The 25222-nt window shown below is 63.8% G+C and carries 26 protein-coding genes; 13 read left to right on the top strand and 13 right to left on the bottom strand.

Going from position 1 to position 25222, the window contains the following annotated elements; genetic code table 11:
• Positions 1-76: 76 nt before the first annotated feature.
• On the top strand, positions 77-511 hold the full coding sequence (locus ACXJ16_RS05755; protein ID WP_324694943.1) for a hypothetical protein: 435 nt from the start codon (positions 77-79) through the stop codon (positions 509-511).
• Positions 512-514: 3 nt separating this feature from the next.
• Here the strand turns inward: ACXJ16_RS05755 and ACXJ16_RS05760 are convergent, their stop codons facing one another.
• A complete protein-coding gene (locus tag ACXJ16_RS05760; protein ID WP_463921571.1) occupies positions 515-2227 on the bottom strand; it encodes a M28 family peptidase in 1713 nt (570 codons plus the stop codon).
• Between the two features lie 166 nt (positions 2228-2393).
• Between ACXJ16_RS05760 and rpiB the strand changes: the two genes are divergently transcribed.
• The 7 genes from rpiB to ACXJ16_RS05795 all read left to right on the top strand — a co-directional run bounded on the left by rpiB (position 2394) and on the right by ACXJ16_RS05795 (position 6939).
• Positions 2394-2831: a ribose 5-phosphate isomerase B gene (gene rpiB, locus ACXJ16_RS05765; RefSeq protein ID WP_185997482.1), complete on the top strand. Its 438-nt coding sequence runs from the start codon at positions 2394-2396 to the stop codon at positions 2829-2831.
• 15 nt (positions 2832-2846) lie between these two features.
• The gene (gene glyA / locus ACXJ16_RS05770; protein WP_463921573.1) at positions 2847-4145 is read left to right on the top strand and encodes a serine hydroxymethyltransferase; all 1299 of its coding nucleotides are present in this window, start codon (positions 2847-2849) and stop codon (positions 4143-4145) included.
• Between the two features lie 4 nt (positions 4146-4149).
• A complete protein-coding gene (locus ACXJ16_RS05775; protein WP_054441713.1) occupies positions 4150-4374 on the top strand; it encodes a hypothetical protein in 225 nt (74 codons plus the stop codon).
• Between the two features lie 31 nt (positions 4375-4405).
• On the top strand, positions 4406-4894 hold the full coding sequence (gene nrdR, locus ACXJ16_RS05780; protein WP_054441711.1) for a transcriptional regulator NrdR: 489 nt from the start codon (positions 4406-4408) through the stop codon (positions 4892-4894).
• The gene (locus ACXJ16_RS05785) at positions 4887-5627 is read left to right on the top strand and encodes an RNA methyltransferase (RefSeq protein ID WP_185997484.1); all 741 of its coding nucleotides are present in this window, start codon (positions 4887-4889) and stop codon (positions 5625-5627) included. Before nrdR ends, ACXJ16_RS05785 begins: the two co-directional genes overlap by 8 nt.
• A 356-nt stretch (positions 5628-5983) precedes the next feature.
• A complete protein-coding gene (gene rpsD / locus ACXJ16_RS05790) occupies positions 5984-6598 on the top strand; it encodes a 30S ribosomal protein S4 (RefSeq protein ID WP_054441709.1) in 615 nt (204 codons plus the stop codon).
• A gap of 143 nt (positions 6599-6741) precedes the next feature.
• On the top strand, positions 6742-6939 hold the full coding sequence (locus tag ACXJ16_RS05795) for a hypothetical protein (protein WP_054441754.1): 198 nt from the start codon (positions 6742-6744) through the stop codon (positions 6937-6939).
• Positions 6940-6962: 23 nt separating this feature from the next.
• Here ACXJ16_RS05795 and ACXJ16_RS05800 read toward each other — a convergent pair whose 3' ends face one another.
• The 10 genes from ACXJ16_RS05800 to ACXJ16_RS05845 all read right to left on the bottom strand — a co-directional run bounded on the left by ACXJ16_RS05800 (position 6963) and on the right by ACXJ16_RS05845 (position 16572).
• Positions 6963-8960 carry an alpha/beta hydrolase family protein gene (locus ACXJ16_RS05800; RefSeq protein WP_463921575.1) on the bottom strand — a complete coding sequence of 666 codons (1998 nt, stop codon included), beginning with the start codon at positions 8958-8960 and terminating at the stop codon, positions 6963-6965.
• 71 nt (positions 8961-9031) lie between these two features.
• Positions 9032-10156: a tRNA guanosine(34) transglycosylase Tgt gene (gene tgt, locus ACXJ16_RS05805; protein WP_324694930.1), complete on the bottom strand. Its 1125-nt coding sequence runs from the start codon at positions 10154-10156 to the stop codon at positions 9032-9034.
• 19 nt (positions 10157-10175) lie between these two features.
• Positions 10176-11204 (bottom strand): DUF481 domain-containing protein, encoded by a 1029-nt coding sequence (locus ACXJ16_RS05810; RefSeq protein ID WP_231636212.1) that lies wholly within the window; start codon positions 11202-11204, stop codon positions 10176-10178.
• A 47-nt stretch (positions 11205-11251) separates the two neighbouring features.
• Positions 11252-12025, bottom strand: coding sequence for an ABC transporter permease (locus tag ACXJ16_RS05815; RefSeq protein WP_054441704.1), 774 nt, complete (start codon positions 12023-12025; stop codon positions 11252-11254).
• Positions 12022-12957 (bottom strand): ABC transporter ATP-binding protein, encoded by a 936-nt coding sequence (locus tag ACXJ16_RS05820; RefSeq protein ID WP_054441752.1) that lies wholly within the window; start codon positions 12955-12957, stop codon positions 12022-12024. The genes ACXJ16_RS05815 and ACXJ16_RS05820 overlap by 4 nt, the downstream gene beginning before the upstream one ends.
• Positions 12958-12999: 42 nt before the next feature.
• Entirely contained in the window at positions 13000-14034 is a 1035-nt protein-coding gene (gene queA, locus ACXJ16_RS05825; RefSeq protein ID WP_463921577.1) for a tRNA preQ1(34) S-adenosylmethionine ribosyltransferase-isomerase QueA, read from the bottom strand.
• 66 nt (positions 14035-14100) lie between these two features.
• On the bottom strand, positions 14101-14787 hold the full coding sequence (locus tag ACXJ16_RS05830) for a peptidylprolyl isomerase (protein ID WP_185997486.1): 687 nt from the start codon (positions 14785-14787) through the stop codon (positions 14101-14103).
• A 100-nt stretch (positions 14788-14887) separates the two neighbouring features.
• Positions 14888-15406, bottom strand: a complete 519-nt coding sequence (gene coaD, locus ACXJ16_RS05835) for a pantetheine-phosphate adenylyltransferase (RefSeq protein ID WP_054441700.1) — start codon at positions 15404-15406, stop codon at positions 14888-14890.
• Positions 15406-16314, bottom strand: coding sequence for a polyprenyl synthetase family protein (locus ACXJ16_RS05840; RefSeq protein ID WP_054441699.1), 909 nt, complete (start codon positions 16312-16314; stop codon positions 15406-15408). Before ACXJ16_RS05840 ends, coaD begins: the two co-directional genes overlap by 1 nt.
• 3 nt (positions 16315-16317) lie before the next feature.
• Complete coding sequence (locus tag ACXJ16_RS05845; RefSeq protein ID WP_054441751.1) at positions 16318-16572, bottom strand: exodeoxyribonuclease VII small subunit; 255 nt, start codon at positions 16570-16572, stop codon at positions 16318-16320.
• A 139-nt stretch (positions 16573-16711) separates the two neighbouring features.
• Here ACXJ16_RS05845 and purL point away from each other — a divergent pair, with 139 nt between their 5' ends.
• Positions 16712-18883, top strand: a complete 2172-nt coding sequence (gene purL, locus ACXJ16_RS05850) for a phosphoribosylformylglycinamidine synthase subunit PurL (RefSeq protein ID WP_463921580.1) — start codon at positions 16712-16714, stop codon at positions 18881-18883.
• An 87-nt stretch (positions 18884-18970) separates the two neighbouring features.
• On the opposite strand, the gene ACXJ16_RS05855 is transcribed toward purL, so the two are convergent.
• Positions 18971-19630 (bottom strand): DUF1345 domain-containing protein, encoded by a 660-nt coding sequence (locus ACXJ16_RS05855; RefSeq protein WP_463921581.1) that lies wholly within the window; start codon positions 19628-19630, stop codon positions 18971-18973.
• Positions 19631-19644: 14 nt separating this feature from the next.
• On the bottom strand, positions 19645-20529 hold the full coding sequence (gene serB, locus ACXJ16_RS05860; protein ID WP_324694918.1) for a phosphoserine phosphatase SerB: 885 nt from the start codon (positions 20527-20529) through the stop codon (positions 19645-19647).
• Between serB and miaA the strand changes: the two genes are divergently transcribed.
• The 4 genes from miaA (at position 20522) to ilvC (ending at position 25169) form a co-directional block, all read left to right on the top strand.
• On the top strand, positions 20522-21523 hold the full coding sequence (miaA, locus tag ACXJ16_RS05865) for a tRNA (adenosine(37)-N6)-dimethylallyltransferase MiaA (protein WP_324694916.1): 1002 nt from the start codon (positions 20522-20524) through the stop codon (positions 21521-21523). The two genes, serB and miaA, sit on opposite strands and share 8 nt — an antisense overlap.
• 218 nt (positions 21524-21741) lie before the next feature.
• Positions 21742-23484: a biosynthetic-type acetolactate synthase large subunit gene (gene ilvB / locus ACXJ16_RS05870; protein WP_324694914.1), complete on the top strand. Its 1743-nt coding sequence runs from the start codon at positions 21742-21744 to the stop codon at positions 23482-23484.
• Positions 23485-23515: 31 nt separating this feature from the next.
• Positions 23516-24034, top strand: a complete 519-nt coding sequence (gene ilvN / locus ACXJ16_RS05875; RefSeq protein WP_054441698.1) for an acetolactate synthase small subunit — start codon at positions 23516-23518, stop codon at positions 24032-24034.
• Between the two features lie 115 nt (positions 24035-24149).
• Positions 24150-25169, top strand: coding sequence for a ketol-acid reductoisomerase (gene ilvC, locus ACXJ16_RS05880; protein WP_054441697.1), 1020 nt, complete (start codon positions 24150-24152; stop codon positions 25167-25169).
• Positions 25170-25222 lie beyond the last annotated feature (53 nt).

Consider the following 25222-nt stretch of genomic DNA (forward strand, 5'->3'; position numbering starts at 1 on the left):
GCCTCGCTTCGGCGGGGCTCTTTTTTTATGGACATCATCCCCTGATGCTCCCTCCCGGTTGGAAGAACGATAAGCCATGGCCTTCGGGGATACCGATATTGTCAGCGAAGCGGGCGCTCGCGAAGCAACGCTCTGCGCCGCAGGTGCCTGCATAACTTTCCCATCGTTGATCCTGATGGGCCTGCTGGCAGTGCTGCGGATCGCCGGCCCCGCCTTCCTGCTCACACTGCCGCCTCCGTTACTCATGCTCCTTGCTGCAATCCTTGCGACATCCTTCGCCTGCGCTTTTCGCTTCTCCCAGCAGAAGGGTGAGCGTGCAGGCTACCTGATGCTCCTGGCCCTTCTGGCCAGCGTTCTCGCGACATCTTTCGTGGCTTTGAGCATCGATGCAGCGGGTATCTTTGCTGTCATCCCGATTGCCACGCTGGCTGCCGTGGTCAGCAAGTTGGTCCTGCATGGTATGCGCGGCGCGCGGAACCTGCGCGAGCCGCCGCCCGAGTTCTTCGAATAGCGCTCAGGTCTTGCCGTGGCTCTTCCTGGCGTCCGAATAGGCCGCGATGCTGACCGCTGGAGCATCCAGCCGCACCCACAGGGAAACACCGATGGCCATCAGCAGCAGCAGTGCCGCCAGCACCCGCGAACCGCGTAAAGGTAGCGCAGGCCGTAGCGGCATCAACGCGCAAACGGCGATCGCCAGCGGAAGAACCGCCACCATCGGCATCGTCGGCCCCACTGCCTGCAACAGCGAATAGCCGAGCATGAGCGCGTAGCCTGTTACCACACCGGCAACGATCGCTCCCGCCGCCCGCGCCAGACTGCCAAGCCCGAACGCTCGCAGCAGCGCCACTACGCCTCCCAGCATCAGCGGCACCACAAGCACATAGGCGGCTGACGGAGCGTAAGCCTGAAACGCGGTGCCGCCCAGAAGCAAGGGCAGCACCAATCCGGCCTCCCCCGCCTCGCCGTCCGGCTTGCGGCCCAGCAGAAGCACCGAGACGGCCATACTGACGCAAAACGCCACGATCTGGAGCCTCGGGATAGCAGCAAGGCGGTCGTAATAGTTCACCGGGCCATCCGCACCGGACAACAGGTTGAGCAGATAGAGCGGGCCCGCCGTCACCAGAACAAGCCCAAGCATTCGCACAGCACCGTCCAGCAAGGCCCTGCCCTCGAACCGGCGTAGCGACAGCAGCCCATGGCCGACGAAGCCCACGGCCAGCATCACCCAGCCCCACCAGACCGCATAATGCACCACGAACAGGCCGAAAATGTCGAAGAACACCACGTCCGGCGCCCGGCCCGGCAGTTCCGCGCTGCGGGCAAGGGCCCGTGCAAGTCCCAGGGCCTGCTCCCCCATCTGCTGAAGAGAGCCTCGGTCAAGACTGTCTGCCGTCGCCATCGGCGAATGATAAAGCCCCGGCCTTCCGATGAAGGCGAAGTTCCACGCCGGATAACCATGCGGCAGCGCCACCGAGAGATCGGTATCGTTAGGCAAGACGCTGTAGATGAAAGTTGCCAGCGACGTACCCGCCGGATGCGGCGCCGTATCCGCCCAGAGCCGCGCGACATCGCCGTTCAACGCGGATGTCTGAAACAGGTTCGCCTTGCCGCCGCCACCGCGCGTTTCCAGGTTCACGATCGCGCCGATCCGCCGCGCTTCAGGGGCCTGCGCAAAGAACATCCTCGCCCCCAGCAGCCCGGATTCTTCCCCGTCCGTCAGAATCACTAGCACGTCTCGCCGACGCTCCCGGTCCAGCGAGAGCGCACGCACGGTCTCCAGGATCGACGCAACTCCCGCCCCATCGTCGGCCGCAGCCGGAGACCCCCAGACACTGTCATAATGCGCCATCAGCGCCACGGCGGGCAGGTTCGGCTCGGATCCCCTCAGAAGGCCGAGTACATTCGTCAACGGGATGCGCGCGGCATTACCGCCACTGCGGGCATTCAGGCCCCGGCGTGCGTCCTCCGGAAAAGTCCCTTCCTGCGTGCGCACCGTCAGGCCCAGTTCGCCAAGCCGCTGCATCAGGTAGCCACGCAAAGCCGCATGTTCGGCCGATCCGCTGGGATGCGGCGCGCGGGCGATGCGCTCCACATCGCCCATCGCCCGCAAGGCGGAGAAATCCCGGGCGGCTGCCGTGACCTGAGCGGGTCTCGGCGGCGTCGTTCCCAGGATCGCCAGCCCCACGGCGAGAAGCAATGCCACAAGGAACCATTTGCCGCTCTTCACGCGATCCTCCTGATTTTCGGGAACAAGTCGGGCCGACAATGCCACGTCCTTCACCGCTCGCCAGTCCCTTTCGACTCCAGATGCGCGCAAGACTGGCAAAGCGACGAACTCGCGACTAAGGGGAGCGCGAAAGAATCCTCGCATCCAGGACAGGCGAACCGATTCCATGCGCATCGCGATTGCATCAGACCACGCCGCCGTCGACCTCAAGGCCGAACTGCGCGAATACCTCATCGAACAAGGTCACGAAGTGGCCGACCTCGGCCCGGAAACCGCTGACCGCGTCGATTACCCCGACTACGGCTACAAGCTCGCATCGGTCGTCGCTGACGGCACCGTGCAGTTCGGCGTCGCTCTGTGCGGCTCCGGCATCGGCATCTCGATTGCCGTGAACCGCGACCCGGCCTGCCGCTGCGCGCTTGTTTCCGAGCCGCTCTCCGCAGCGCTGGCGCGCGAGCACAACGATGCCAACTGCATCGCCATGGGCGCGCGACTGACCGGGATCGACATGGCCAAGGCCTGCCTCGACGCTTTCCTTTCGACCGAATTCGGCGGCGGCCGCCATGCCGGACGCGTCGAAAAACTTTCCAATCCGTCCTTCTGAAGGGGCTTTCAGAACATGACCGTTGAAACCGCCATCCGTTCACCCGGCTTCTTCACCGACAGCATCGCGCAAAGCGATCCCGCCGTGGCCAAGGCCATCGGCCACGAACTCAAGCGCGAGCGCAAGCAGATCGAGCTGATCGCCTCGGAGAACATCGTCTCCAAGGCCGTGCTCGAAGCGCAGGGCTCGGTGCTGACCAACAAGTACGCCGAAGGCTACCCCGGCAAGCGCTACTACCAGGGTTGCGAGCCCTCGGACGAAGTCGAAACGCTCGCCATCGAACGCGCGAAGCAGCTGTTCGACTGCGGCTTCGCCAATGTGCAGCCCCACTCGGGTGCGCAGGCCAACGGCGCCGTTCTGCTCGCCACCGTGAAGCCCGGTGACACCATCATGGGCATGAGCCTCGATGCCGGCGGCCACCTGACGCACGGCGCCCGCGCCGCGCTTTCTGGCAAGTGGTTCAAGGCCGTGCAGTACGGCGTGACCAAGGACACCCACCTGATCGACTACGATGAGGTTGAGGCCCTGGCCAAGGAACACCAGCCCAAGCTGATCATCGCCGGTGGCTCGGCCTATCCGCGCGTGATCGACTTCAAGCGCATGCGTGAAATCGCAGACGCCGTGGGCGCCCTGTTCCAGGTCGACATGGCGCACTTCGCCGGCCTCGTGGCCGCTGGCCTGCACCCCTCGCCCTTCCCGCACGCGCATATCGCCACCACCACCACGCACAAGACGCTGCGCGGTCCGCGCGGCGGCATGATCCTCACCAATGACGAGGCGCTGGCCAAGAAGATCAACTCGGCGGTGTTCCCCGGCCTTCAGGGCGGCCCGCTGATGCACGTCGTCGCTGCCAAGGCCGTGGCCTTCGGTGAGGCGCTGCGTCCCGAGTTCAAGGACTACGCCGCACGCGTGATCGAGAATGCCCAGGTCCTTGCGGCAACGCTCAAGGAACGCGGCGCTGCGATCGTTTCGGGCGGCACCGACACGCACCTCGCCCTGATCGACCTCTCGCCGCTGGGCGTGACCGGCAAGGACGCCGACGAGGCGCTGGAGCGTGCGGGCATCACCTGCAACAAGAACGGCATCCCCTTCGATCCGCTGCCGCCGATGAAGACCAGCGGCATCCGCGTGGGCTCGCCCGCCGGCACCACCCGCGGCTTCGGTCCGGAAGAATTCCGCGAAATCGGCAACATGGTTGCCGACGTTCTGGACGGCCTTGCCAAGTGCGGCGAAGCGGGCGACGCTCAGGTGGAGCAGAACGTGCGCACGCGCGTTGAAGCCCTGTGTGACCGTTTCCCGATCTACGAGGACTGATGCCATGACCGACCCCAACCGCCCCCACGACAATGGCGACTTCATCACCGATGCACGCCATGAAATCGCCGGAATGCTCCAGGATGGTCTCGACCATCCTTCGACCAAGCCGGTGCTCGTCTGGGGCGCGTTGGGGGCGGTGGCCGGCGCGGTATTGCCGTTCGTATCGATCCCGCTCGGCCTTGCCGCCGGTGCAGGATATCAGTTCTACAAGCGCGTGCGCCCCTGAAGTCTCTCAAGTCTTGAAAGTATCTTACTGAATGCGCTGTCCTTTTTGCGCCCACGACGATTCCCAGGTCAAGGACAGCCGCCCGACCGAGGACAACACGGCGATCCGTCGCCGCCGCCAGTGTTCAAGCTGCGGCGCGCGGTTCACGACTTTCGAACGCGTCCAGCTTCGCGAGATCACCGTCGTCAAGAACGACGATTCCCGCGAGCCTTTCGACCGGGCCAAGATCGAGCAGTCCGCCACTCTCGCCTGCCGCAAGCGCGGGATCGAGCGTGAGAAGATCGACCAGCTCGTATCCGGCGTGCAGCGCCAGGTGGAGACGCTCGGCGAATCCGAAGTCTCGTCGCGCGAAATCGGCGAGATGGTGATGGAAGGTCTGCGCCAGCTCGATTCGGTCGCCTATATTCGCTTCGCCTCGGTCTACCGCGCCTTCAACGAGGCGCGCGACTTCGAGGAATTCGCCGGGACGGTTCGCGATGTCGCGGGTCCGGGCCACATGGAAGGTCGCAACGATGACTGACGTTAAGAAGCCGGTCATCGTGCTGGTCCGCCCGCAGCTCGGGGAAAACATCGGCAAGGCCGCACGCGCCATGCTGAACTTCGGCCTTACCGAAATGCGTCTCGTTTCACCGCGCGACGGCTGGCCCAACCCCTCCGCCGGTCCCGCCGCGGCAGGTGCCGACCTAGTCCTGGAACGCGCCGAAGTCTTCGAGACCCTGGCAGAGGCCGTTGCCGATTGCGGCAATGTCTTCGCCACGACCGTTCGCAAGCGCGGCGTCACCAAGCCTGTCGTCACCCCCGAGGAAGCGGCACGCGAAGTCCATACCGCGCAGGGCCGCTCCGCCTATGTCTTCGGCCCCGAGCGCTCCGGGCTGGAGACAGAAGACGTTGCGCTTGCCCGTGCGATCCTGACGGTGCCGATCAATCCCGAATTTGCCTCGCTGAACCTTGCGCAGGCAGTGATCCTCTGCGCCTACGAATGGTCGAAGGGCGCGGTCTCGTCAGGTGAACTGGCCCAGCCGACCGTCGAGGACCTGCTCCCCCCCGCCCCGCAGGACGAACTGGAAGGCCTGATCGGTCATTTCGAGCGGATGCTCGAACCCAAGAACTACTTCTGGCCCGAAACACGTGCCGCCGCCAACCGGCTGACCTTGCGCAACCTGCTGACCAAGCCGGCATGGAACCACCTCGAAGTACGGACCCTGCGCGGTGTCCTCTCCGCACTGGAGAAAGAGCGCCGCAACCGCGATTGATCTGCGGATTGCGGCGCCAGCCCGCTCCCCCATCAGCCGTCCTGCAGGGCCGCCATTTCAGGTGGGCTCACACAAGGCGGATGGGGTAGCGGGCCGGCGCCGCCGTAAGATGTGCCGAAGGCATGTCGTTACGACGCATTCGAGACCGCAAATCCACCGATGCGGCTTGACTTTCCGGCCCCAGTCCGTAAGGGGCACGCCTTCACATGGCGCCTGCCTGTTTCGGCAGCCCGTCCATTCGGCCCCGCACCCCGGTGAAGCGGCGGCCGCATCCCGCAAAGTAGGCTGGATGGTGCGCCCCGGGACAACACGGATCGCCTTCAGGTCGGAGGCGGCAGCAGAACAGGAGACGACTTATGTCGAAGCGTAAAAGCGCCAAGTACAAACTCGACCGCCGCATGGGCGAGAACATCTGGGGTCGCCCCAAGAGCTCGGTCAACCGCCGCAGCTACGGCCCGGGCCAGCACGGCCAGCGCCGCAAGGGCAAGCTTTCGGACTACGGCATCCAGCTGCGCGCCAAGCAGAAGCTCAAGGGCTACTACGGCGACGTGACCGAGAAGCAGTTCAAGCGCACCTACCAGGAAGCTTCGAAGATGAAGGGCGACACCGGTCAGAACCTGATCGGTCTGCTCGAACAGCGTCTCGACATGGTCGTGTACCGTTCGAAGTTCGCACCCACCATCTTCGCGGCTCGCCAGATCGTTTCGCACGGCCACATCCGCGTCAACGGCGTGAAGTGCAACATCGCTTCGCGTCGCGTGAAGGTTGGCGACGTCATCAGCCTCGGCAACAAGGCCAAGGAAATGGCTCTCATCATCGAAGCGCAGAACCTGCCCGAGCGTGAGATTCCTGACTACGTTTCGACCGACGGCACCGACAAGGTGACCTTCGTGCGCGTTCCGACGCTCGACGAAGTGCCTTACCCGGTGAAGATGGAACCGAACCTGGTCGTCGAGTTCTACTCGCGCTAAGGTCCCGGTCCACCGGACAAGACATGCGAAGGGCGGCCCTCACGGGCCGCCCTTTTCTTTTGTGCGACGAACCGCCGGAAAGCGCGGTAAATCGAGGAATTTGTCAGGGAACGGACATGGTTCTCGTGCATTGGACAGTCACCATGTCACGCTATCGATTCATTACCCCCAACCGCACCGGCAAATGGTATCCCGACCTCGAGACCGCGAAGCAGTTCGCGGCGGAAATCGGCGCCGGATTTCTCGATTCCCGCACCGGGCGTTTCGTCGCCTATGTCGGCACGAAGCTCGAGATCGGCGCACTTCACGAAGAAGCCGGAGAGGCGCTGCAACCGGCCTGAGCTTACACTCAGGCCCGGAGAGCTCACTCTTTCGGCATCCCCAGGTTCTCGCGCAGAAAAGCGTCGCTCTGAGCCAGCATCCTGGCCCTCGCCTCGCCTTCAACCAGCGAGTGCGTGAGACCTTTGAAGGTGACCAGTTCGGCCCGCTTCCCGGCATCGAGCAGGCGCCGCTGCATCAGCTCTGACTGGTCGATATCGACGTTGGTATCCCAGTCGCCATGAAACATCAGGACAGGCGCCTGAATTTTCGCGGCGTTCTGCGCGGGTGATCCTTGCGAAACATGCGGCCCGTTGCCGATCATGGCGTCGACCAGCTTGTAGTCCGAATAGTTGAGATGATCGTTGCGCAGCTGCTGAAGGTCGGTGACCGGTGCTACAGCGATGATCGCCTTGAACAGATCCGGCTTCAGCACCCCCGATTGCAGCGCTGCATATCCACCATATGACCACCCGAAGATCGCCAGCTTGCCTTTCGCAGCGATCCCGTTCGATACCAGCCAATCTCCTGCATCGGTGACATCACCCACAGCCGTGCGCCAGGACTGGAATCCGTTCTTTTCGAACCAGGCTTCGCCGTAGCCCGACGATCCGCGAAAATTCGGCTGAAGAACGGCAAAACCACGTGCCGCAAAAAACTGCACTAGCCAGTCGAAACCCCATTCGTCGCGTGCCGAGGGTCCGCCGTGCGGCATGATGATGGCGGGAAGATTTTTCCCATCGCTGCCGGGCGGCAGGGTCAGGTAAGCCGGGACCATCGTACCATCAAAAGCCCGAAACTGAATGGATTTCATGGGCGAGAGCGTGCGTCCGGACATGGCTGTCCGTAGCGGGAGGACTTCCTCCAGCTTGCGTGTGGCCTTGTCGAAAATATAATATTTCCCCGGATCGATATCGCTCCCCACGAACATGAGCAGCTTGCTCTCATCAGCGCTGGAATCGACGATCGTCACCGAAGGATCACCGGGCAGCGCCTTCGAGAGCGCCGAGCGCAAGGCTGCCAGCTTGGGGTCGAAATACTCGATCTGGCGATAATCCGTGGCGAATGAGACGCCCACCACCCGCCTTGATCGACCGATGCGGATCAATTCGTCAACATCGACACCGGGCTTCGAGATGACTTCCTCCCGGCGGTTGGAGCCATCGAGGCTCTGCCGGTAAAGTGCGGAAAAGCCGTTCTTGTTGTCGAAACCAAATACCGAATTGCTCTCCGGGTCGACTGCCACGGGCCGGAAACCCGAATAGGTGCCGGAAGGATTGACGGTGACCCTTCCCAACGGGTTCCAGCCGTGCTGCCCCACCAGGCGATAGAAATAATCGGTATAATTGCGATCATAGCCTATGCCCATTGCAGGCGTGCTCGCCATGATGCGGATATTGCCCATCCCGTCGGTTATGTAGCCGGCGGCTGTCCGGTTCGGCTTTTCCACGGTAGCACGGCGCAGGGTGCGAACATTCAGGCTTTCGACACCGAGCCCTTCCCCTGATTGGGCCAGCCGCGTCCCTATCGTATTTTCGGGAATGTACTGACGCAGCATCAGCACTTCTTCCGGCTTCCCGCCCTGCCAATCGATGATGTCGCCCCCGTATCGCGCCACCCCCAACGAACGGCTGTTAGCGCTCTGCGTGAGCATCTTGGCAGGCGAACCGTCCAGACTGAGCGAAAGAAGGCGACTGAACGACAAGACGTTCCCAGTGCTCTTGTCCTGGACGAGGATACTGCAAACCAGTTGCGCGTCGCTGGGCCAAGAACAATAGCTGACATGTTCTCCCTGTCCGGACGCGTTCAGGATCGTCCGGGGAGCACCGCCCTTTACCAGGTCGGCGATCATGACCTTGTCACCACGCCCGCCCGAAGGCGCGACAATAGCGGCAAGTGCGCCGCCCGGAGCAAGGCTTATATCCGTGATATCCTGCCGAGCGCCGAAAGCAGCCGCCAGTTTTTCGACGCTTTCGGCTTGGGCCGTTCCCCATCCTGCCATGCCCAGCACAAAAGCCGGGCCGGCGAGCCAAATCTTCTTCATGTAATCCCCCCAGTGGATAGCCATCGACTATCCTTGAGAGAGAACCTCTTCCAGTTAAATCTGCTGGTAGATCAATGGAGATACTCGCGACGGAAGTCTGCCGCGAACTGGGCGAAAGTGCCGGCGGCGATGGCGTCGCGCATGCCCTGCATGAGTTGCTGGTAGAACGAGATGTTGTGCTCGGTCATCAGCATGGAACCCAGAATTTCTCCCGCCTTCACGAGATGATGCAGATAAGCGCGGCTGTAGGTCGCGCAGGTAGGGCACTTGCAGCGATCGTCCAGCGGGTTGCTGTCCTCCGCATGGCGGGCGTTGCGCAAGTTGAGCGGGCCGTTCCAGGTGAAGGCCTGGCCGTTGCGGCCCGAGCGGCTGGGCAGCACGCAGTCGAACATGTCGACGCCGCGCTCCACCGCACCGACCAGATCGTCGGGCTTGCCGACCCCCATGAGATAACGCGGACGATCGACCGGAAGCTGGCCGGGCGCGAATTCCAGCGTGGCGAACATCGCCTCCTGCCCTTCGCCCACCGCAAGTCCGCCGATGGCGTAACCATCGAAACCGATCTCGGTAAGCGCATCGGCCGAAGCCTTGCGCAGGCCTTCGTCGAGCGCGCCCTGCTGGATGCCGAACAGGGAGGAATTGGCCGCATGCTCGCCGCCGCTGTCGAAACCGTCGCGGCTGCGCCGGGCCCAGCGCATCGACATTTCCATGGACCGTGCGATCACGTCGCGGGGCTGATCGATCTTGGGACATTCATCGAAGCACATCACGATGTCGGACCCCAGCAGGCGCTGGATTTCCATCGAACGCTCTGGCGTCAGCAGATGGCGCGAACCGTCGAGATGACTGGCGAAAGTGACGCCGTTCTCGGTGATCTTGCGCAAGTCCGACAGGCTCATGACCTGATAACCGCCGCTGTCCGTCAGGATCGGGCGGTCCCAGTTCATGAACTTGTGCAAGCCCCCGAGCCGGGCGACACGCTCGGCACCGGGGCGCAGCATGAGGTGATAGGTGTTGCCCAGGATGATGTCGGCGCCGGTGGCGCGCACATCCTGCGGCTTCATCGCCTTCACGGTTGCCGCCGTGCCCACCGGCATGAAGGCTGGCGTGCGGATTTCGCCGCGGCGCATCTTGATCGTGCCGGTACGGGCCTTGCCGTCGGTGGCGTGGATGGAGAATTCGAAACGGGGGTTCATGACCCGCCCGTTACAGACTTCAGAAGCCGTAGACCAGTGAGAAGCGAGAGATCGTGTCGGTCTGGAGCGAACCGTCCGGCGGAGAGGTTTCGTGCTCGATCGAATAGGACAGGCGCGCCTTCAGCCCCTTGCTCATTCCCGCTTCAAGGCCGGTAGCCGAGGTGAAGGTACTGTTGCCGGTTTCAACATAGGACGAGGCATCCTGCGTGAGCTTGATCGTCGGGCTGACCTGCCAGTCGAAATCGAGCGAGGTCAGCGTCGACCACGTCGTTTCCTTCGGCACGGTGACATAGCGCGTGCGGCGAAGCGCCGGGCCGATTTCCATCGACAGCGTCACATTGTCACGCTTGAGCACACGGTAGCCGAGCCCGCCCGACAGCGAGTAGCGATCCAGATAGCCCTGAATGCGGTCCTTTTCGTACTGCATTCGGCCATAAGTGAAGAAGCCGTCGTTCAGGGTATATCGCGGCTGGTAGCTGGCCCCGTACTGCTCACGCGTGACCGAGCCGCGATCCTTCTGGAAATCCGCGTTGAGCTGGATCGTATGCTGCCAGTCGATGCCTTTACGGTCCAGCTTGACCGCCCCGGTATAGCCGAAATTGCTGGTGTTTCCCGTCGCGCGGAAAGCGCCGAGTTCGACTTTGCCGGTCCAGAGTTCGAGTAGCGCGGCGCGGCGGATCCGCTCCGTTTCCGCATTCGCCTTTTCCGCGATCTCGCGGGCGTTCGCATCGAGGAACGCCTGCTGCATCGTGCGGATTTCTTCCTTGTCATAAGGCTGTGTGGCTAGCGCCGCCTTGACCACCGCTGCAACGGTGGCCGAATCCTTCGTCTTCACCGCCGCCTCGATCATGGCCTTCACATTGCGGGGAAGACGCGGCGGCGGCGCCGGGATGAACGGCGGCGGAGAGACATAGTCCGGCAGCACGAGACGAATCGGCAGCTCCACGACAGGAACCACCGACACGATCTCGATATCCGGGAAGGGTTCGAACTGAAAGGATTGGGGCGGCTCTGCCTGAGCCGGGACGGCAATCAGCAAGGCAGGCACACCAATCGAAACAGCCAAACGCATTGTCATGACACGATATTACCGACTCAGGCGCGCAGGCGCCACCCTGTGCGGAAGATCCAGGCGATGAACGCCACACAGAGCGCGAGGAAGCCCAGCGTCATGCCGAGCGACAGGCCGATGGGGAAGTCCGAACTGCCGTAGAAGCACCAGCGCAGCCCGTTCACCAGATAGACCACCGGATTGGCCATGGCGACCGAACGCCAGGGCTCGGGCAGCAGGTCTATCGAGTAGAACGTACCGCCAAGGAATGTCAGCGGCACGATGAACAGCACCGGAACGATGCCCAGCTTTTCAAAGCTGTCCGCCCATATCCCCAGAATGAACCCGAACAAGGAGAAGCTTGCCGAAACCAGCAGGATGAAGCCCAGCGCATAGAATGGATGGGCAATCGTGTAGTCGACGAAGAACGTGGCCGTCACGAGGATGATCGCCGCCAGGATCAGGGATTTGGTGGCCGCTGCTCCCACGAAGCCGATCAGCGTTTCGGCAACACCCACCGGCGCCGAAAGCAATTCGTAGATCGCGCCGGTGAAGCGCGGCATGTAGATGCCGAAGCTGCCGTTCGACGTGCTCTCACTCAGCAGGGTCAGCAGCAGCAGGCCCGGCACGATGAAGGCCCCGTAGTTGACGCCGGCCATGCCCGAATCCATCTTGCTGCCGATCGCCGCGCCGAACACGACAAAGTAGAGCACCGTGGTCAGAACCGGTCCGAGGATGGACTGCATGGCGGTGCGCATGGCCCGCATGACCTCACGCTTGTAGATGGTCCAGGTGCTGCGCGCGTTGAAGGCGATCATGCCGCCGCTCCTTCCAGAAGATCGACGAAGATTTCCTCAAGGCTCGATTCGCGAATTTCGATCGAGGTGTAGTCGATGCCGTTTGCCACGAGCTCCTTGGTGAGCTGCGCCACTTGCGCCTTGCCGCCGCCCGAACCGTCGCCGCCGCGATAGACGAGTTCGAGCCCGCCATTGCCCAGCGAGAGATTGTACGGGGCCAGCGCTTCGGGGACGAGCGCCAGAGGCGTGGCCAGGCCGATATGCGCCTCGGTACGGCCGAGCCGCTTCATCAGCGAGCGCGTTTCTTCCACCATGCGGATGCTGCCCGCCTGGATGATGCCCACGCGGTCGGCCATTTCCTCGGCCTCCTCGATATAGTGCGTGGTGAGGATGATCGTGGTTCCGCGGTCGCGAAGCTCGGCGATCTGCGCCCACATGTCGCGGCGAAGCTCGACATCGACACCGGCGGTCGGCTCGTCGAGGAACAGCAGGTCGGGTTCATGCGCCAGCGCCTTGGCAATCAGCACGCGGCGCTTCATGCCGCCCGAAAGTGCGCGGATCTGCGCCTTGCGCTTGTCCCAGAGGCTGAGCGCACGCAGGATTTCCTCGACCCGCGCGGGGTCCGGCGCCAGGCCGAACAGGCCGCGCGAATAGTTCACCGAGTGGATGACCGTCTCGAACATGTCGGTCGCCAGTTCTTGCGGAACCAGCCCGATGCGGGCACGCAGGGAGCGCCAGTTGTGATTCATGTCCTCGCCGAAGGCGCGCATGGTGCCGCTGGTCGGCCGCACGAGGCCGCAAACCGCGCCGATCAGCGTTGTCTTGCCCGCACCGTTAGGCCCGAGCAGCGCGAATATCTCGCCCTTGTTGATCGTGAGGTCCACGCCCTGGAGCGCGGTGAAGCCCCCGGCGTAAGTCTTGGTCAGACCGCTGATTTCGAGAATGGGTTCCATGGCCCGCGTGATGCGCGAAACCGGTGACAGTTCCAAGTCCCCTCAGGGCAAAAGAAGGCTGGAATCCCCGTAGGAGTAGAAACGGTAACCCTGCGCGATCGCATGGGCGTAAACCGCCTGCATCCGCTCCAGCCCCATCAGCGCCGAAACCAGCATGAACAGCGTGGACTTGGGCAGGTGGAAGTTGGTCATCAGCCCGTCGATCGCCTTGAAGCGATAGCCGGGCGTGATGAAGATCGAGGTGTCCCCTTCGAAGGGACGAATCACGCCATCCTCGCCCGTCGCGCTTTCCAGCAGGCGCAGGCTGGTGGTGCCCACCGCGATGACCCTTCCGCCGCCCGCGCGCGCGGCATTCAGGCGATCGGCGGTCTCGGCATCGATGCGGCCCCATTCGGCATGCATCTTGTGGTCCTGCGTCTCATCCGCCTTGACCGGCAGGAAAGTGCCGGCACCCACGTGAAGCGTCAGCGTCTCGCGCTTCACGCCCGCCGCATCCAGCCGCTCGATCAGTTCGGGCGTGAAGTGCAGCGCGGCGGTGGGAGCGGCAACGGCGCCCTTCTCGCGCGCGAACATCGTCTGGTAATCGCTGGCGTCCTGCTCGTCGGTCTCGCGCTTGCCGGCAATGTAGGGTGGCAGCGGCATCCGCCCTGCCCGCTCCAGCAGGACCTCGACGGGCTCGTCGCCCTCGAACAGCAAGGTCCAGCTGCCGTCATCGTGGCGCTCTTCAGCGACGGCAGTGACGTCTGCGGGAAATTCGATGCGATCGCCCGCCTTCAGGCGCTTGGCATTGCGGACGAAAGCCTGCCAGCGGCGAAGGTCGATCCGCTTGTGAAGCGTCGCTCCGATACGGGCCTCGCCGCGGCGCCCTTCGAGCTGGGCGGGAATGACGCGGGTGTCGTTGAAGACGAGGATGTCGCCGGGGCGCAGTTCTCCGGGAAGATCGCGCACGACGCGCTCGACCAGAGGCCCTTCGTCGCGGCCCTGCGCGACCAGCATCCGCGCCGAATCGCGCGGACGCGCGGGGCGGAGGGCGATATTCTCGGGAGGAAGGTCGAAGTCGAAAAGGTCAACGCGCATGAGCCGCCCTCTAGGGGCGCACTCACGCGGCGTCATCCATTTTTCGCTTCAGATCACCGGGTCAGGTTACCTGGACTTCGATTTGCTGAGCTGGTCGGCCGTGATTTTCGCAGGCGGCGGCGCGACCGGGGCGGGCGGCGGCGGCGCCTTGTTCTCGGATGCCAGCGAGGCCTGCACGATCCTGGTCGGGTTCTGGGGCGGTTCGCCGCGCTGGATCGCGTCGACATACTGCATGCCCGAGATCACGCGGCCGAAGTTGGTATACTTCCGATCGAGCGAGAAACGCGGGTAGAACACGATGAAGAACTGGCTGTTCGCGCTGTTCGGCTCGTTGGTGCGCGCCATCGACACGGTGCCGCGAACGTGCGGCATCGCGTTGAATTCGGCTGCCAGATCGGGAAGCTGCGAACCGCCCTGCCCGGTGCCCGTCGGGTCGCCCGTCTGCGCCATGAAACCGTCGATCACGCGGTGGAATATCTGGCCGTTGTAGAAGCCCTGCCCGGCGAGCGTCTTGATCCGCTCCACGTGATGGGGCGCCCATTCCGGCATGAGACGAATGGCGACACGGCCACCGTCCGAGAGATCGAGCAGGAGCACGTTCTCGGGCTGATGGGTTACATCGGGATCGACGAAAGTCGGCAGCACCGCCACCGGCGGCGTCGGGGTCGGGTCTTCCTTCTTCTTGGCCATGGCGGGAGTAGCCGCCAGCGCCAGGCCGATCATCGTCGCGGTAAGGGTCAGGCGAAACGTCATCGAATACTCACAGGAAGGAAGCCGCTCAGGCCAGGGGCGATAGTGCCCCGCTGCTGACGTGACAATGAATGAATTTGTCGCAATCGTTTCTTGGGCGTTCTCAATAGTCGCCGAGAAGCCCGGTCTCGGCGATCCGCGCGACGACATCGGCGCGCACCGTGGGGCTGACGAACTTGGCGATCTCTCCGCCGAACGTGGCGATTTCCTTGACCAGCTTGGAGGCGATCGGCTGAAGGCTGACGTCCGCCATCAGGAACACGGTCTCGATGGTGGGGTTGAGCTGCTGGTTCATCCCCGCCATCTGGTATTCGTACTCGAAGTCCGCGACGGCGCGCAGGCCCCTGATGATGACGCTGGCGCCCTGCTTCTGCGCAAACTTCATCAGCAGCGCGTTGAAGCCGACCACGGTGACGTTCTCGATCCCGAGCGCCGCCACTTCGCGTTCGACCATGGCCATGCGCTCCTCGGGCGTGAAGAGCGGGTTCTTCGAAGGGTTCGTCGTCACCCCGATAATAAGGCGATCGACCAGCTTGGCGCCGCGCCGGATGATATCGGCGTGACCCAGCGTGATCGGATCGAACGTCCCCGGATAGACACCGATGCGTTCACCAAGGCTCATCAATGATCCCTCTCGATGATGTAGCGCGCCACTGCGCGCAGCAGGTCGGCTTCCTTGCCGTGCTGGGCGAGGTGGCCGATGGCCTGCTCCACCAGCATGCGGGCCTGTTCGCGGGCGCGTTCAGGGCCGAGCAGCGAGACGAACGTCTCCTTGCCCGCCTCGGCATCCTTGCCAACGGCCTTGCCGGCCACCGATGCATCGCCTTCATGGTCGATAAGGTCGTCGGCGATCTGGAAGGCCAGGCCGATATCGCGGGCATAGCCACGCAGATGTGCGCGACCTTCCGGCGGCAGGCGGCCCAGGATCGCGCCCATTTCCACCGCCGCGCCAAGCAGCGCGCCGGTCTTGAGCTGCTGGAGCCGGGTTACGGTCTGAAGATCGAACTCGCTCGTCTCTGCCACCAGATCCATCATCTGCCCGCCGGCCATGCCCTGCGCGCCGCTGGCATGGCCAAGCGCCTGCACGAGTTCGATGCGGGTGAAGGGATCCGCGCTCGTCGCGGGATCGGCCAACACCTCGAACGCGAAGGCATGAAGCGAATCGCCCGCGAGCACGGCGGTCGCCTCGTCGAAGGCGATATGCAGGGTCGGCTTGCCGTGACGCAGCGCGTCATCGTCCATGCACGGCAGGTCGTCGTGGATCAGCGAATAGACGTGGATCGATTCGATGGCGATGGCGGCCCGGATCGCGGCTTCGCGAACCACGCCGTACATATCCGCAACGGCCGTGAGCAGGAGCGGCCGCAACCGCTTGCCGCCGCCGATCGCGGCATAGCGCATCGCCTCCAGCAGGCGCGCGCGGGCATCGTCCGGCACCGGCAGCATCGCATCGAACGCTCCGTCGATCTCCCGCGCGATCCGCGAGAGGCCTTCGGCGAGGATCGGGTCGGTCACGGCGACCTCACCCACGAATCAGCGATCCGCCGCGTCGAACGGCTGGGTGCCGGCGGGCACCCCGTCGGGACCGGCGACGATACGCTCGATCCGGGCCTGCGCGGCGTCGAGACGCTTCTGGCAGTGCTGGCGCAGCGCTTCCCCGCGTTCGTAGAGCGTGATCGAATCGTCGAGCGGCACGTCGCCGCTTTCCAGACGCCGGACCACGTCTTCAAGCGCCCTCAGCGCATCCTCGAAACTCATCTCGGCGATTTCGGCACTGTTCTCAGTCATGATCACCGCAATGGAGCGGGCGCGTTCACCGGTCAAGGCGGGACTATGCGCCACTGCCCCGGCGCGCTGTATCGGCCGCCGCGAAAACACCCCTTTTTACGTCTAGCGAAGAGCCACGCACGGCGCTAAGGCGCGTCGCATGTCCGAAATCACCCCCGATGTCGTCGAGGCGCATGGCCTCAATTCCGAGGAATACGAGCGGGTCCTGAACGCGCTCGGCCGAGAGCCCAACCTGGTTGAGCTTGGCATCTTCTCGGTCATGTGGTCCGAGCACTGCTCGTACAAGTCGAGCCGCTTCCACCTGAAGAAGCTCCCCACGAAGGCCCCCTGGGTCATCTGCGGCCCCGGCGAGAATGCCGGCGTGATCGACATCGGAGACGGCCAGGCCGCCATCTTCAAGATGGAAAGCCACAACCACCCGAGCTACATCGAGCCTTATCAGGGCGCGGCCACCGGCGTTGGCGGCATCCTGCGCGACGTCTTCACCATGGGCGCCCGCCCGGTCGCCAACATGAATGCACTGCGCTTCGGCCGCCCCGATCATCCCAAGATGAAGCACCTCGTGCAGGGCGTCGTCTCCGGCATCGGCGGCTATGGCAACTGCGTCGGCGTGCCGACCGTGGGCGGCGAAACCAACTTCCACAAGGCTTACGACGGCAACATCCTCGTCAACGCCATGACCGTGGGCGTCGCCGACACGGACAAGATCTTCTACTCGGCCGCCACCGGCCTCGGTAACCCGATCGTCTATGTCGGATCGAAGACCGGCCGTGACGGCATCCATGGCGCCACCATGGCCTCTGCCGATTTCGACGAGCATTCGGACGAGAAGCGCCCCACCGTGCAGGTGGGCGATCCCTTCACCGAAAAGCTGCTGATCGAGGCCTGCCTCGAACTCATGGCCACCGATGCCATCGTCGCGATCCAGGACATGGGCGCGGCCGGCCTCACCTCCTCGTCGGTCGAAATGGCCAGCAAGGGCGGCGCCGGCATCCGCCTGAACATGAACAACGTGCCCTGCCGCGAAGAGGCGATGACGCCTTACGAGATGATGCTCTCGGAAAGCCAGGAGCGCATGCTCATGGTGCTTCAGCCCGGCAAGGAAGCCATGGCCGAAGCGATCTTCAAGAAGTGGGAGCTCGACTTCGCCGTGATCGGCGAAGTGACCGACACCGGCCACATGGTTCTCGAATTCAATGGCGAAGTGGTTTGCGACATTCCGCTCGGCCCGCTCGCCGACGACGCGCCGGAATACGAGCGCCCCTACGTCTCGCCTGAGGAATACAAGGCCTGGGCCAAGGTTCCGGCCCTCGGCGAAGTGAGCGAAAGCGCCGACATCGGCGCCGACCTGCTCAAGCTCATGGGCACGGTCGACCTTGCCTCGCGCAAGTGGATCTGGGAACAGTACGACAGCCAGGTCGGCGGCGACACGATGCAGAAGTCCGGCGGCGACGCCGCGGTCGTCCGCATCCACAACACGCAAAAGGCGCTGGCGATCAGCACCGACTGCTCGCCCCGCTATTGCTACGCAGACCCTTACGAGGGCGGCAAGCAGGCCGTGGCCGAGACCTATCGCAACATCAGCGCCGTCGGCGGCCTTCCGCTCGCCATTACCAACTGCCTGAACTTCGCGAACCCGCAGCGCCCCGAAATCATGGCGCAGATCGTCGGCTGCCTGAACGGCATGGGCGATGCTTGCCGTGCGCTCGATTATCCGATCGTCTCGGGCAACGTCTCGCTCTACAACGAATCGAAGGCCACCGGCGGCGGCTCGGCGATCCTGCCGACCCCGGCCATCGGCGGCGTGGGCATCCTTGTCGATCACGACAAGATGGCCACCGTGGCGTTCAAGAACGCCGGCGACGATATCTTCGTTCTGGGCGCTGGCGAGGGCAAGCTCGGCTCGCACCTCGGCCAGTCGCTCTGGCTGCGCGAAATCGCGGGTCAGGAAGCGGGCGAAGCGCCCAAGGTTGATCTCAAGGCAGAGGCCGGCAACGGCGCCACGATCCGCGAGTGGATCGGCGCCGGCAAGGTCACGGCCGTCCATGACGTAAGCGACGGCGGCCTCGTCGTCGCGCTGGCGGAAATGGCACTGGCCAGCGGCCTTGGCTGCAATCTCGAGGTGGAACTGACCACCGCCGAGGCCTTCGGCGAAGACCAGAGCCGCTATGTCGTCACCGCAGCCGCGGGCACGGAGCTTCCGGGCGCCGTGCGCATCGGCACGGTCGCCGGCACCAAGGTCCTTGGCAACGAAGTGACCGAACTTCGCGAAGCCAACGAGGCCTTCTTCAAGGACTGGATGGAGGGCTGATCGCCTTCCCGCCTGACACAGTACCGGAAGGGCGCCCCTTGTGGGCGCCCTTTTTGGTTGGTGCGGGCAGTTTGAGGATACGACGCCTCAGTGCCCGCCCGAGGACGAGGCGAGCACATTCACCGTCAACGCCAGAATGCCGAGGTTGAACGCGAAGGCGAACAGCCCGTGAAAGGTGGAAACCCGCCGCACATCCGAATCGGTAATCTCGATATCAGCGGTCTGGCAGGTCATGCCGATCACGAGGGCGAAGTTCACGAAATCGGCAAAGTCCGGCACACAGTCGCCTGGAAAATCCAGACCCTCGTGATCCGCGCCGCCGCGCGACGAATAATAAAGCCGGGCGTAGTGGAAGGCGTAGATCAGGTTGGCGAATGTCCAGCAGGCCAGCAGCGTCACCACCAGCAGCGCGATCTCGCCGGGAACGAGCCTCTTGTTGTCGAGCACCAGCGTGCCGAGCGCGGCAAGGATCACAGTGGAGATCACCCCTGTCAGCAGGAGCAGCATCACCTGCCCGGCATCGTCACGCTTGGCCTGACGCCGCATGACATCGGAATTACCATCCCGCCACAAGGGGATGCAGGAAAGCACGAAGGCGATCACGGCGAGGTCGAAGGCGGTAACGATCGCCTCGACTAGCCCTATCGCCGGGATCAGCGGCCAGACCGAGATCGCCAGCACGCCGAGAAACAGCAGGTAGCGCGGATGCGACAGCCGGCTCAGGATCGAAGTTCCACTACCGGCCATCGCGTGTCGCTCCCTTAGCTGCGGACCCATTCCTGTTCGTCGATGCCGAGAAGGCGCAGGACGCTGGTGAGGTCGCCCCGATCGATCCAGCCGTTCGACGCGGCACGCGCCTTGGGCTTGGCATGATAGGCGATACCGTAAGTCGCCGCTTCAAGCATGGGAATGTCGTTCGCGCCGTCACCGGTGGCAAGGCTGGTGACGCCCTCTCCTGCTGCCGCGATCTCGGCAAGCAGCGTGGCCTTCTTGACCGAGCTGTCGACGATCGGTCCGACCAGGCCGCCGGTCAGCATGTCGTCGGCCACCTCGAGCCGGTTGCCGACGACATGCTCGAAACCGAGCCGCCCGGCGACGGGATCGGCGAAGTGGTGGAAACCGCCGGTGACGAGCACCGTGCGGCAGCCGAACTTCCGAAGTGTCGCCACCAAGGTTTCCGCACCCGGCATCGGCTTGATGCGGGTGGCAAGGCACTCGTCGATGGCACTGACGGAAAGCCCCTTGAGCAGGCCGACCCGTTCGCGCAGCGCCTGTTCGAAATCGAGTTCGCCCTGCATGGCGCGCTCGGTGATTTCGGCAATGCGGTCCTTGAGGCCGGCGAAATCACCCAGTTCGTCGATGCATTCCTGTCCGATCATGGTCGAATCCATGTCGGAGATGAAAACGCCCGGCAGGATCGGCTCATGATCGGAGACGAGACCGTCGGTCGGCGCAAAATGATCGTCGAGCGCCTTGCGCAGCGCCGCCGCATCCTCGTCCGGCGAGGCAAGCTGCATGGTCTGCCCGCAGAAATCGAGCATCGCCGCCGAAGCGAGACGTACGCCTCTTTCCTGCATTTCGGTGCGGGCCGCATCGATTCTTGCCGTGAGGTGGTCCGGTTCTGCTATCAGCCGCGCAATGAGCACTGCGAATTCCCTTGAAGCTGCGTATGAAAATTCCACAAGCGATGTGCCGAACGGGCAAAAACCGCCGCTCGCGCTCATTGCAGGGCCGACCGCCAGCGGCAAGAGCGATTGTGCCGTTGCCCTGGCGCAGGAACTGGAAAGGCGCGGAAAGCGCGCGGTCGTCATCAATGCCGACAGTTCGCAGGTCTATGCAGACCTGACGGTTCTCAGCGCCCGCCCCGCGCCCGAGGAGATGGGCGGCATCGATCACCGCCTGTTCGGCACATGGGACGGCGCCGAAACCTGTTCCGCCGCCGACTGGGCACGGGCCGCACGCGAAACCATCGCGGGGGTCCATGCCGAAGGCGCCATACCGGTCCTCGTTGGCGGCACCGGGCTTTATATACGCACGCTGCTGGAGGGCATCGCCCCCGTACCGGCCATCGATCCCGATGTACGCGAGACGGTGCGCGCCCTGCCCGTTGCAGATGCCTATGCCGCCCTGCAGACCGAAGACCCGGAACGCGCCGCCAGGCTTGCCCCGGCAGACGCCGCCCGCATCGCGCGCGCGCTTGAGGTCGTGCGGTCTACAGGGCTGACCATCGCCCATTGGCAGGCCCGGACCAGCGGCGGCATCGGCGGCGATGTCTCGCTTCACGCCGCGATCCTCCTGCCCGAGCGAAAAGCGCTCTACGCACGCTGCAACTTGCGGTTCGAACGCATGATCGAGCGCGGAGCCCTGCGCGAAGTGGAAGCCCTGCTCGCAAGAAGGCTCGATCCCGACCTGCCGGTAATGCGTGCGATCGGCGTTCCCGAGCTTGCCGCCGTGGTGCGCGGAGAAAGCACGCTGGAAGAAGCGATTGCCCGCGGATCACAGGTCACGCGGAACTATGCCAAGCGTCAGTTCACCTGGCTGCGGCACCAACCTCCGCAAGATTGGACAAGGATTGAGTTCGAATATTTCGACGAAAAATCCATACAAGATAGATTATTTCACGTTATGGGGTTGACGTAATATTTTCGTCCCCTTAGAGCCCCCTCACCTGCTGATGAAAGTATGCAGGGAGGAGAGGGAGGACCCGGCACGGCGCCCGTCGTGTCGGGTCGGTTTCATTATAGTTCGCCAACAAGCGAACTGTGGTTTTTTGGTAATGCGCACCGTGATTGGCGCGCAACATTCGAAGGGCAGCCCATCCCTCGGGAAACGCCCACGAGTCGGAAAAGGAATATGTTGTGACTGAAGAGCGCAGCGGCGCGAACATCCTGGTCGAAAGCCTGGTCAAGCAGGGAGTCGAATTCGTATTCGGTTATCCCGGCGGCGCCGTGCTACCGATCTACGATGCTCTATTCGGCGACGAGCGACTTCGGCACATCCTGGTCCGTCACGAAGCCGGCGCGGCCCACGCGGCCGAAGGTTACGCGCGCTCGACCGGCAAGCCCGGCGTCGTTCTCGTCACCTCGGGCCCTGGCGCCACCAATGCCATCACCGGCATTGCCGACGCCTTCATGGATTCGATTCCGCTGGTCATCATCACCGGCCAGGTTCCCACCGCGCTGATCGGCTCGGACGCGTTCCAGGAAGCGGACACCGTCGGCATCTCGCGTCACTGCACCAAGCATAACTACCTGGTGAAGGATCCGGCAGACCTTGCCGCGACCATCGACGAGGCGTTCCAGATCGCCACTTCGGGGCGGCCCGGCCCGGTTCTGATCGACATTCCCAAGGACGTCCAGATCGCCAGCGCCATCTGGAACGACACGCCGACGCAGCGCCGCCAGCGCTATTCGCCGCGCACCGAAGGCACGGCGGACGAGATCGCGCAGGCCGTCGAACTGATCGCCAAGGCCAAGGCCCCGGTGCTCTATACCGGCGGCGGCGTCATCAATTCCGGCCCGCGTGCTACCGAGCTGCTGCGCGAGCTTCAGGCGAAGACCGGCGCGCCCGTCACCTCGACGCTGATGGGCCTCGGCGCCTTCCCGGCCGACCATGCCGACTGGCTGGGCATGCTGGGCATGCACGGCACCTACGAGGCCAACCTGGCGATGAACCAGGCGGACCTGATCGTCTGCATCGGCGCCCGCTTCGATGACCGCGTGACCGGCCGCCTCGACGCATTCGCGCCGAATTCGACCAAGATCCACATCGATATCGACCGCGCATCGATCAACAAGACGGTCCGCGTCGACCTGCCGATCATCGGCGATTGCGCCACCGTGCTCGACCAGATCCTGACGCTCTGGGGTGATCGCAAAGGCCAGGACCTGGCGCCTTGGAAAGCCCGCGTCGAGGAATGGCGCGGCAAGAACAGCCTCTACTTCCCGCTCTCGAAGAAGGCGATCATGCCGCAGCTCGCGGTCCAGCGCCTGTTCGAGCTGACGAAGGACAAGGACCCGGTGATCTCCACCGAAGTCGGCCAACACCAGATGTGGGCGGCGCAGTACTTCCACTTCTTCGGTCCGAACAAGTGGCTGACTTCGGGCGGCCTCGGCACCATGGGCTACGGCCTGCCCGCCGCGATCGGCGCGCAACTCGGCAACCCGGACAGCCTCGTCATCGACATCGCGGGCGACGCCTCGATCCAGATGAACATCCAGGAACTGGGCACCGCCACTCAGTACCGCCTGCCGGTGAAGATCTTCATCCTCAACAACGAGTGGATGGGCATGGTCCGCCAGTGGCAGGAGCTGACGTACGAAAGCCGCTACTCGCAGTCCTATTCGGACAGCCTGCCGGACTTCGTGAAGCTGGCCGAGGCCTATGGCTGGAAGGGCATCCGCATCGAGAACGAAAGCCAGCTCGATGCCGGTATCCAGGAGATGATCGACTACGACGGCCCCGTCATCGTCGATTGCCTCGTCGCCAAGGAATCGAACTGCTTCCCGATGATCCCCTCGGGCGCGGCCCATACGGACATGATCCTCTACGGCGATACCGTCGCCGGCACGATGGACGACGAAGCCAAGGCTTTGGTCTGACAACGCGCGCGCAGGATCCGAAAGACATATCATGATGCACATCAAGCAAGAGGCCGAGGAACGCCACGTCCTCACCATCACCGTCGATAACGAGGCGGGCATTCTCGCCAAGATCGCCGGCCTGTTCACCGCACGCGGCTATAACATCGACAGCCTGACCGTGGCCGACATCACCGAGAACCACGCGGTGAGCCGGATCACCATCGTCACCCACGGCCCGCCGAGCCAGATCGACCAGATCCACGCCCAGCTCGAACGCCTGGTACCGGTGCACAAGGTGGTGGACCTGACCGAAGTCGGTCCGCACGTCGCCCGCGAACTGGCGCTTATCAAGGTGGCCGGTCTCGGCGAAAAGCGCGTCGAGGCACTGCGTCTGGCCGATATCTTCCGCGCCAAGGCAGTCGATACCACCACCGGGAGCTTCATCTTCGAACTCACCGGGGCGCCGGACAAGATCGATACCTTCGTGCAGCTGATGCGCGACCTCGGGCTTGTCGAAGTCGGCCGCACCGGCATCGTCGCCATGATCCGCGGGCCGCACGAGGCCTAGAACCGAGCTTAATCCATCCTCCGGCACACGGTGCCGGAAACAACGAACCACGCGCCCACGGCGCATATCAATCAGGCCCCGCCTTACGGGAACGGGCCGTCGAAAGGGTACTACGATGAAGGTCTATTACGACGCCGATTGCGACATCAACCTGATCACCGAGAAGAAGGTCGCGATCCTCGGCTACGGCAGCCAGGGCCACGCCCACGCGCAGAACCTGCGCGACTCGGGCGTCAAGGAAGTGGCCATCGCGCTTCGTCCGGGTTCGCCCTCGGCCAAGAAGGCCGAAGGCGCCGGCTTCAAGGTGCTCGCCAACGCCGAAGCGGCCGCATGGGCCGACGTTCTCATGATCCTCGCCCCCGACGAGCATCAGGCCGCGATCTACGCCGCCGACATCCATGAGAACCTGAAGCCCGGCGCGGCACTCGCCTTCGCCCACGGCCTCAACGTCCACTTCGGCCTGATCGAGCCCCGCGCCGACATCGACGTGATCATGATCGCGCCGAAGGGCCCGGGCCACACCGTTCGCGGCGAATACGTCAAGGGCGGCGGCGTGCCCTGCCTCGTCGCGATCCATCAGGACGTGACCGGCAATGCGCAGGACGTCGCTCTGGCCTACGCTTCGGGCGTCGGCGGCGGCCGTTCGGGCATCATCGAGACCAACTTCCGCGAGGAATGCGAAACCGACCTGTTCGGTGAGCAGGCCGTGCTTTGCGGCGGCACCACCGCGCTGGTCCAGGCCGGCTTCGAAACGCTGGTCGAAGCCGGTTACGCACCGGAAATGGCCTATTTCGAATGCCTCCACGAGCTGAAGCTGATCGTCGACCTGATGTATGAAGGCGGCATCGCCAACATGCGTTACTCGATCTCGAACACCGCCGAATACGGCGACATCAAGACCGGTCCGCGCATCATCACCGAAGAGACCAAGAAGGAAATGAAGCGCGTTCTGGAAGACATCCAGTCGGGCCGTTTCGTGAAGGACTTCGTGCTGGACAACCGCGCCGGCCAGCCGGAACTGAAGGCTTCGCGCATCGCCGCCAAGCGTCACCCGATCGAGGAAACCGGCTCGAAGCTGCGCGCCATGATGCCCTGGATCGGCGCCAACGCGCTGGTGGACAAGGCGAAGAACTAAGTTCCGTCCAGACGCTTTGGCGTTTGACGAAACATCGGAGGCGGCGCAGAAAT

It is taken from the genome of Novosphingobium sp. TK71 (assembly GCF_055361505.1).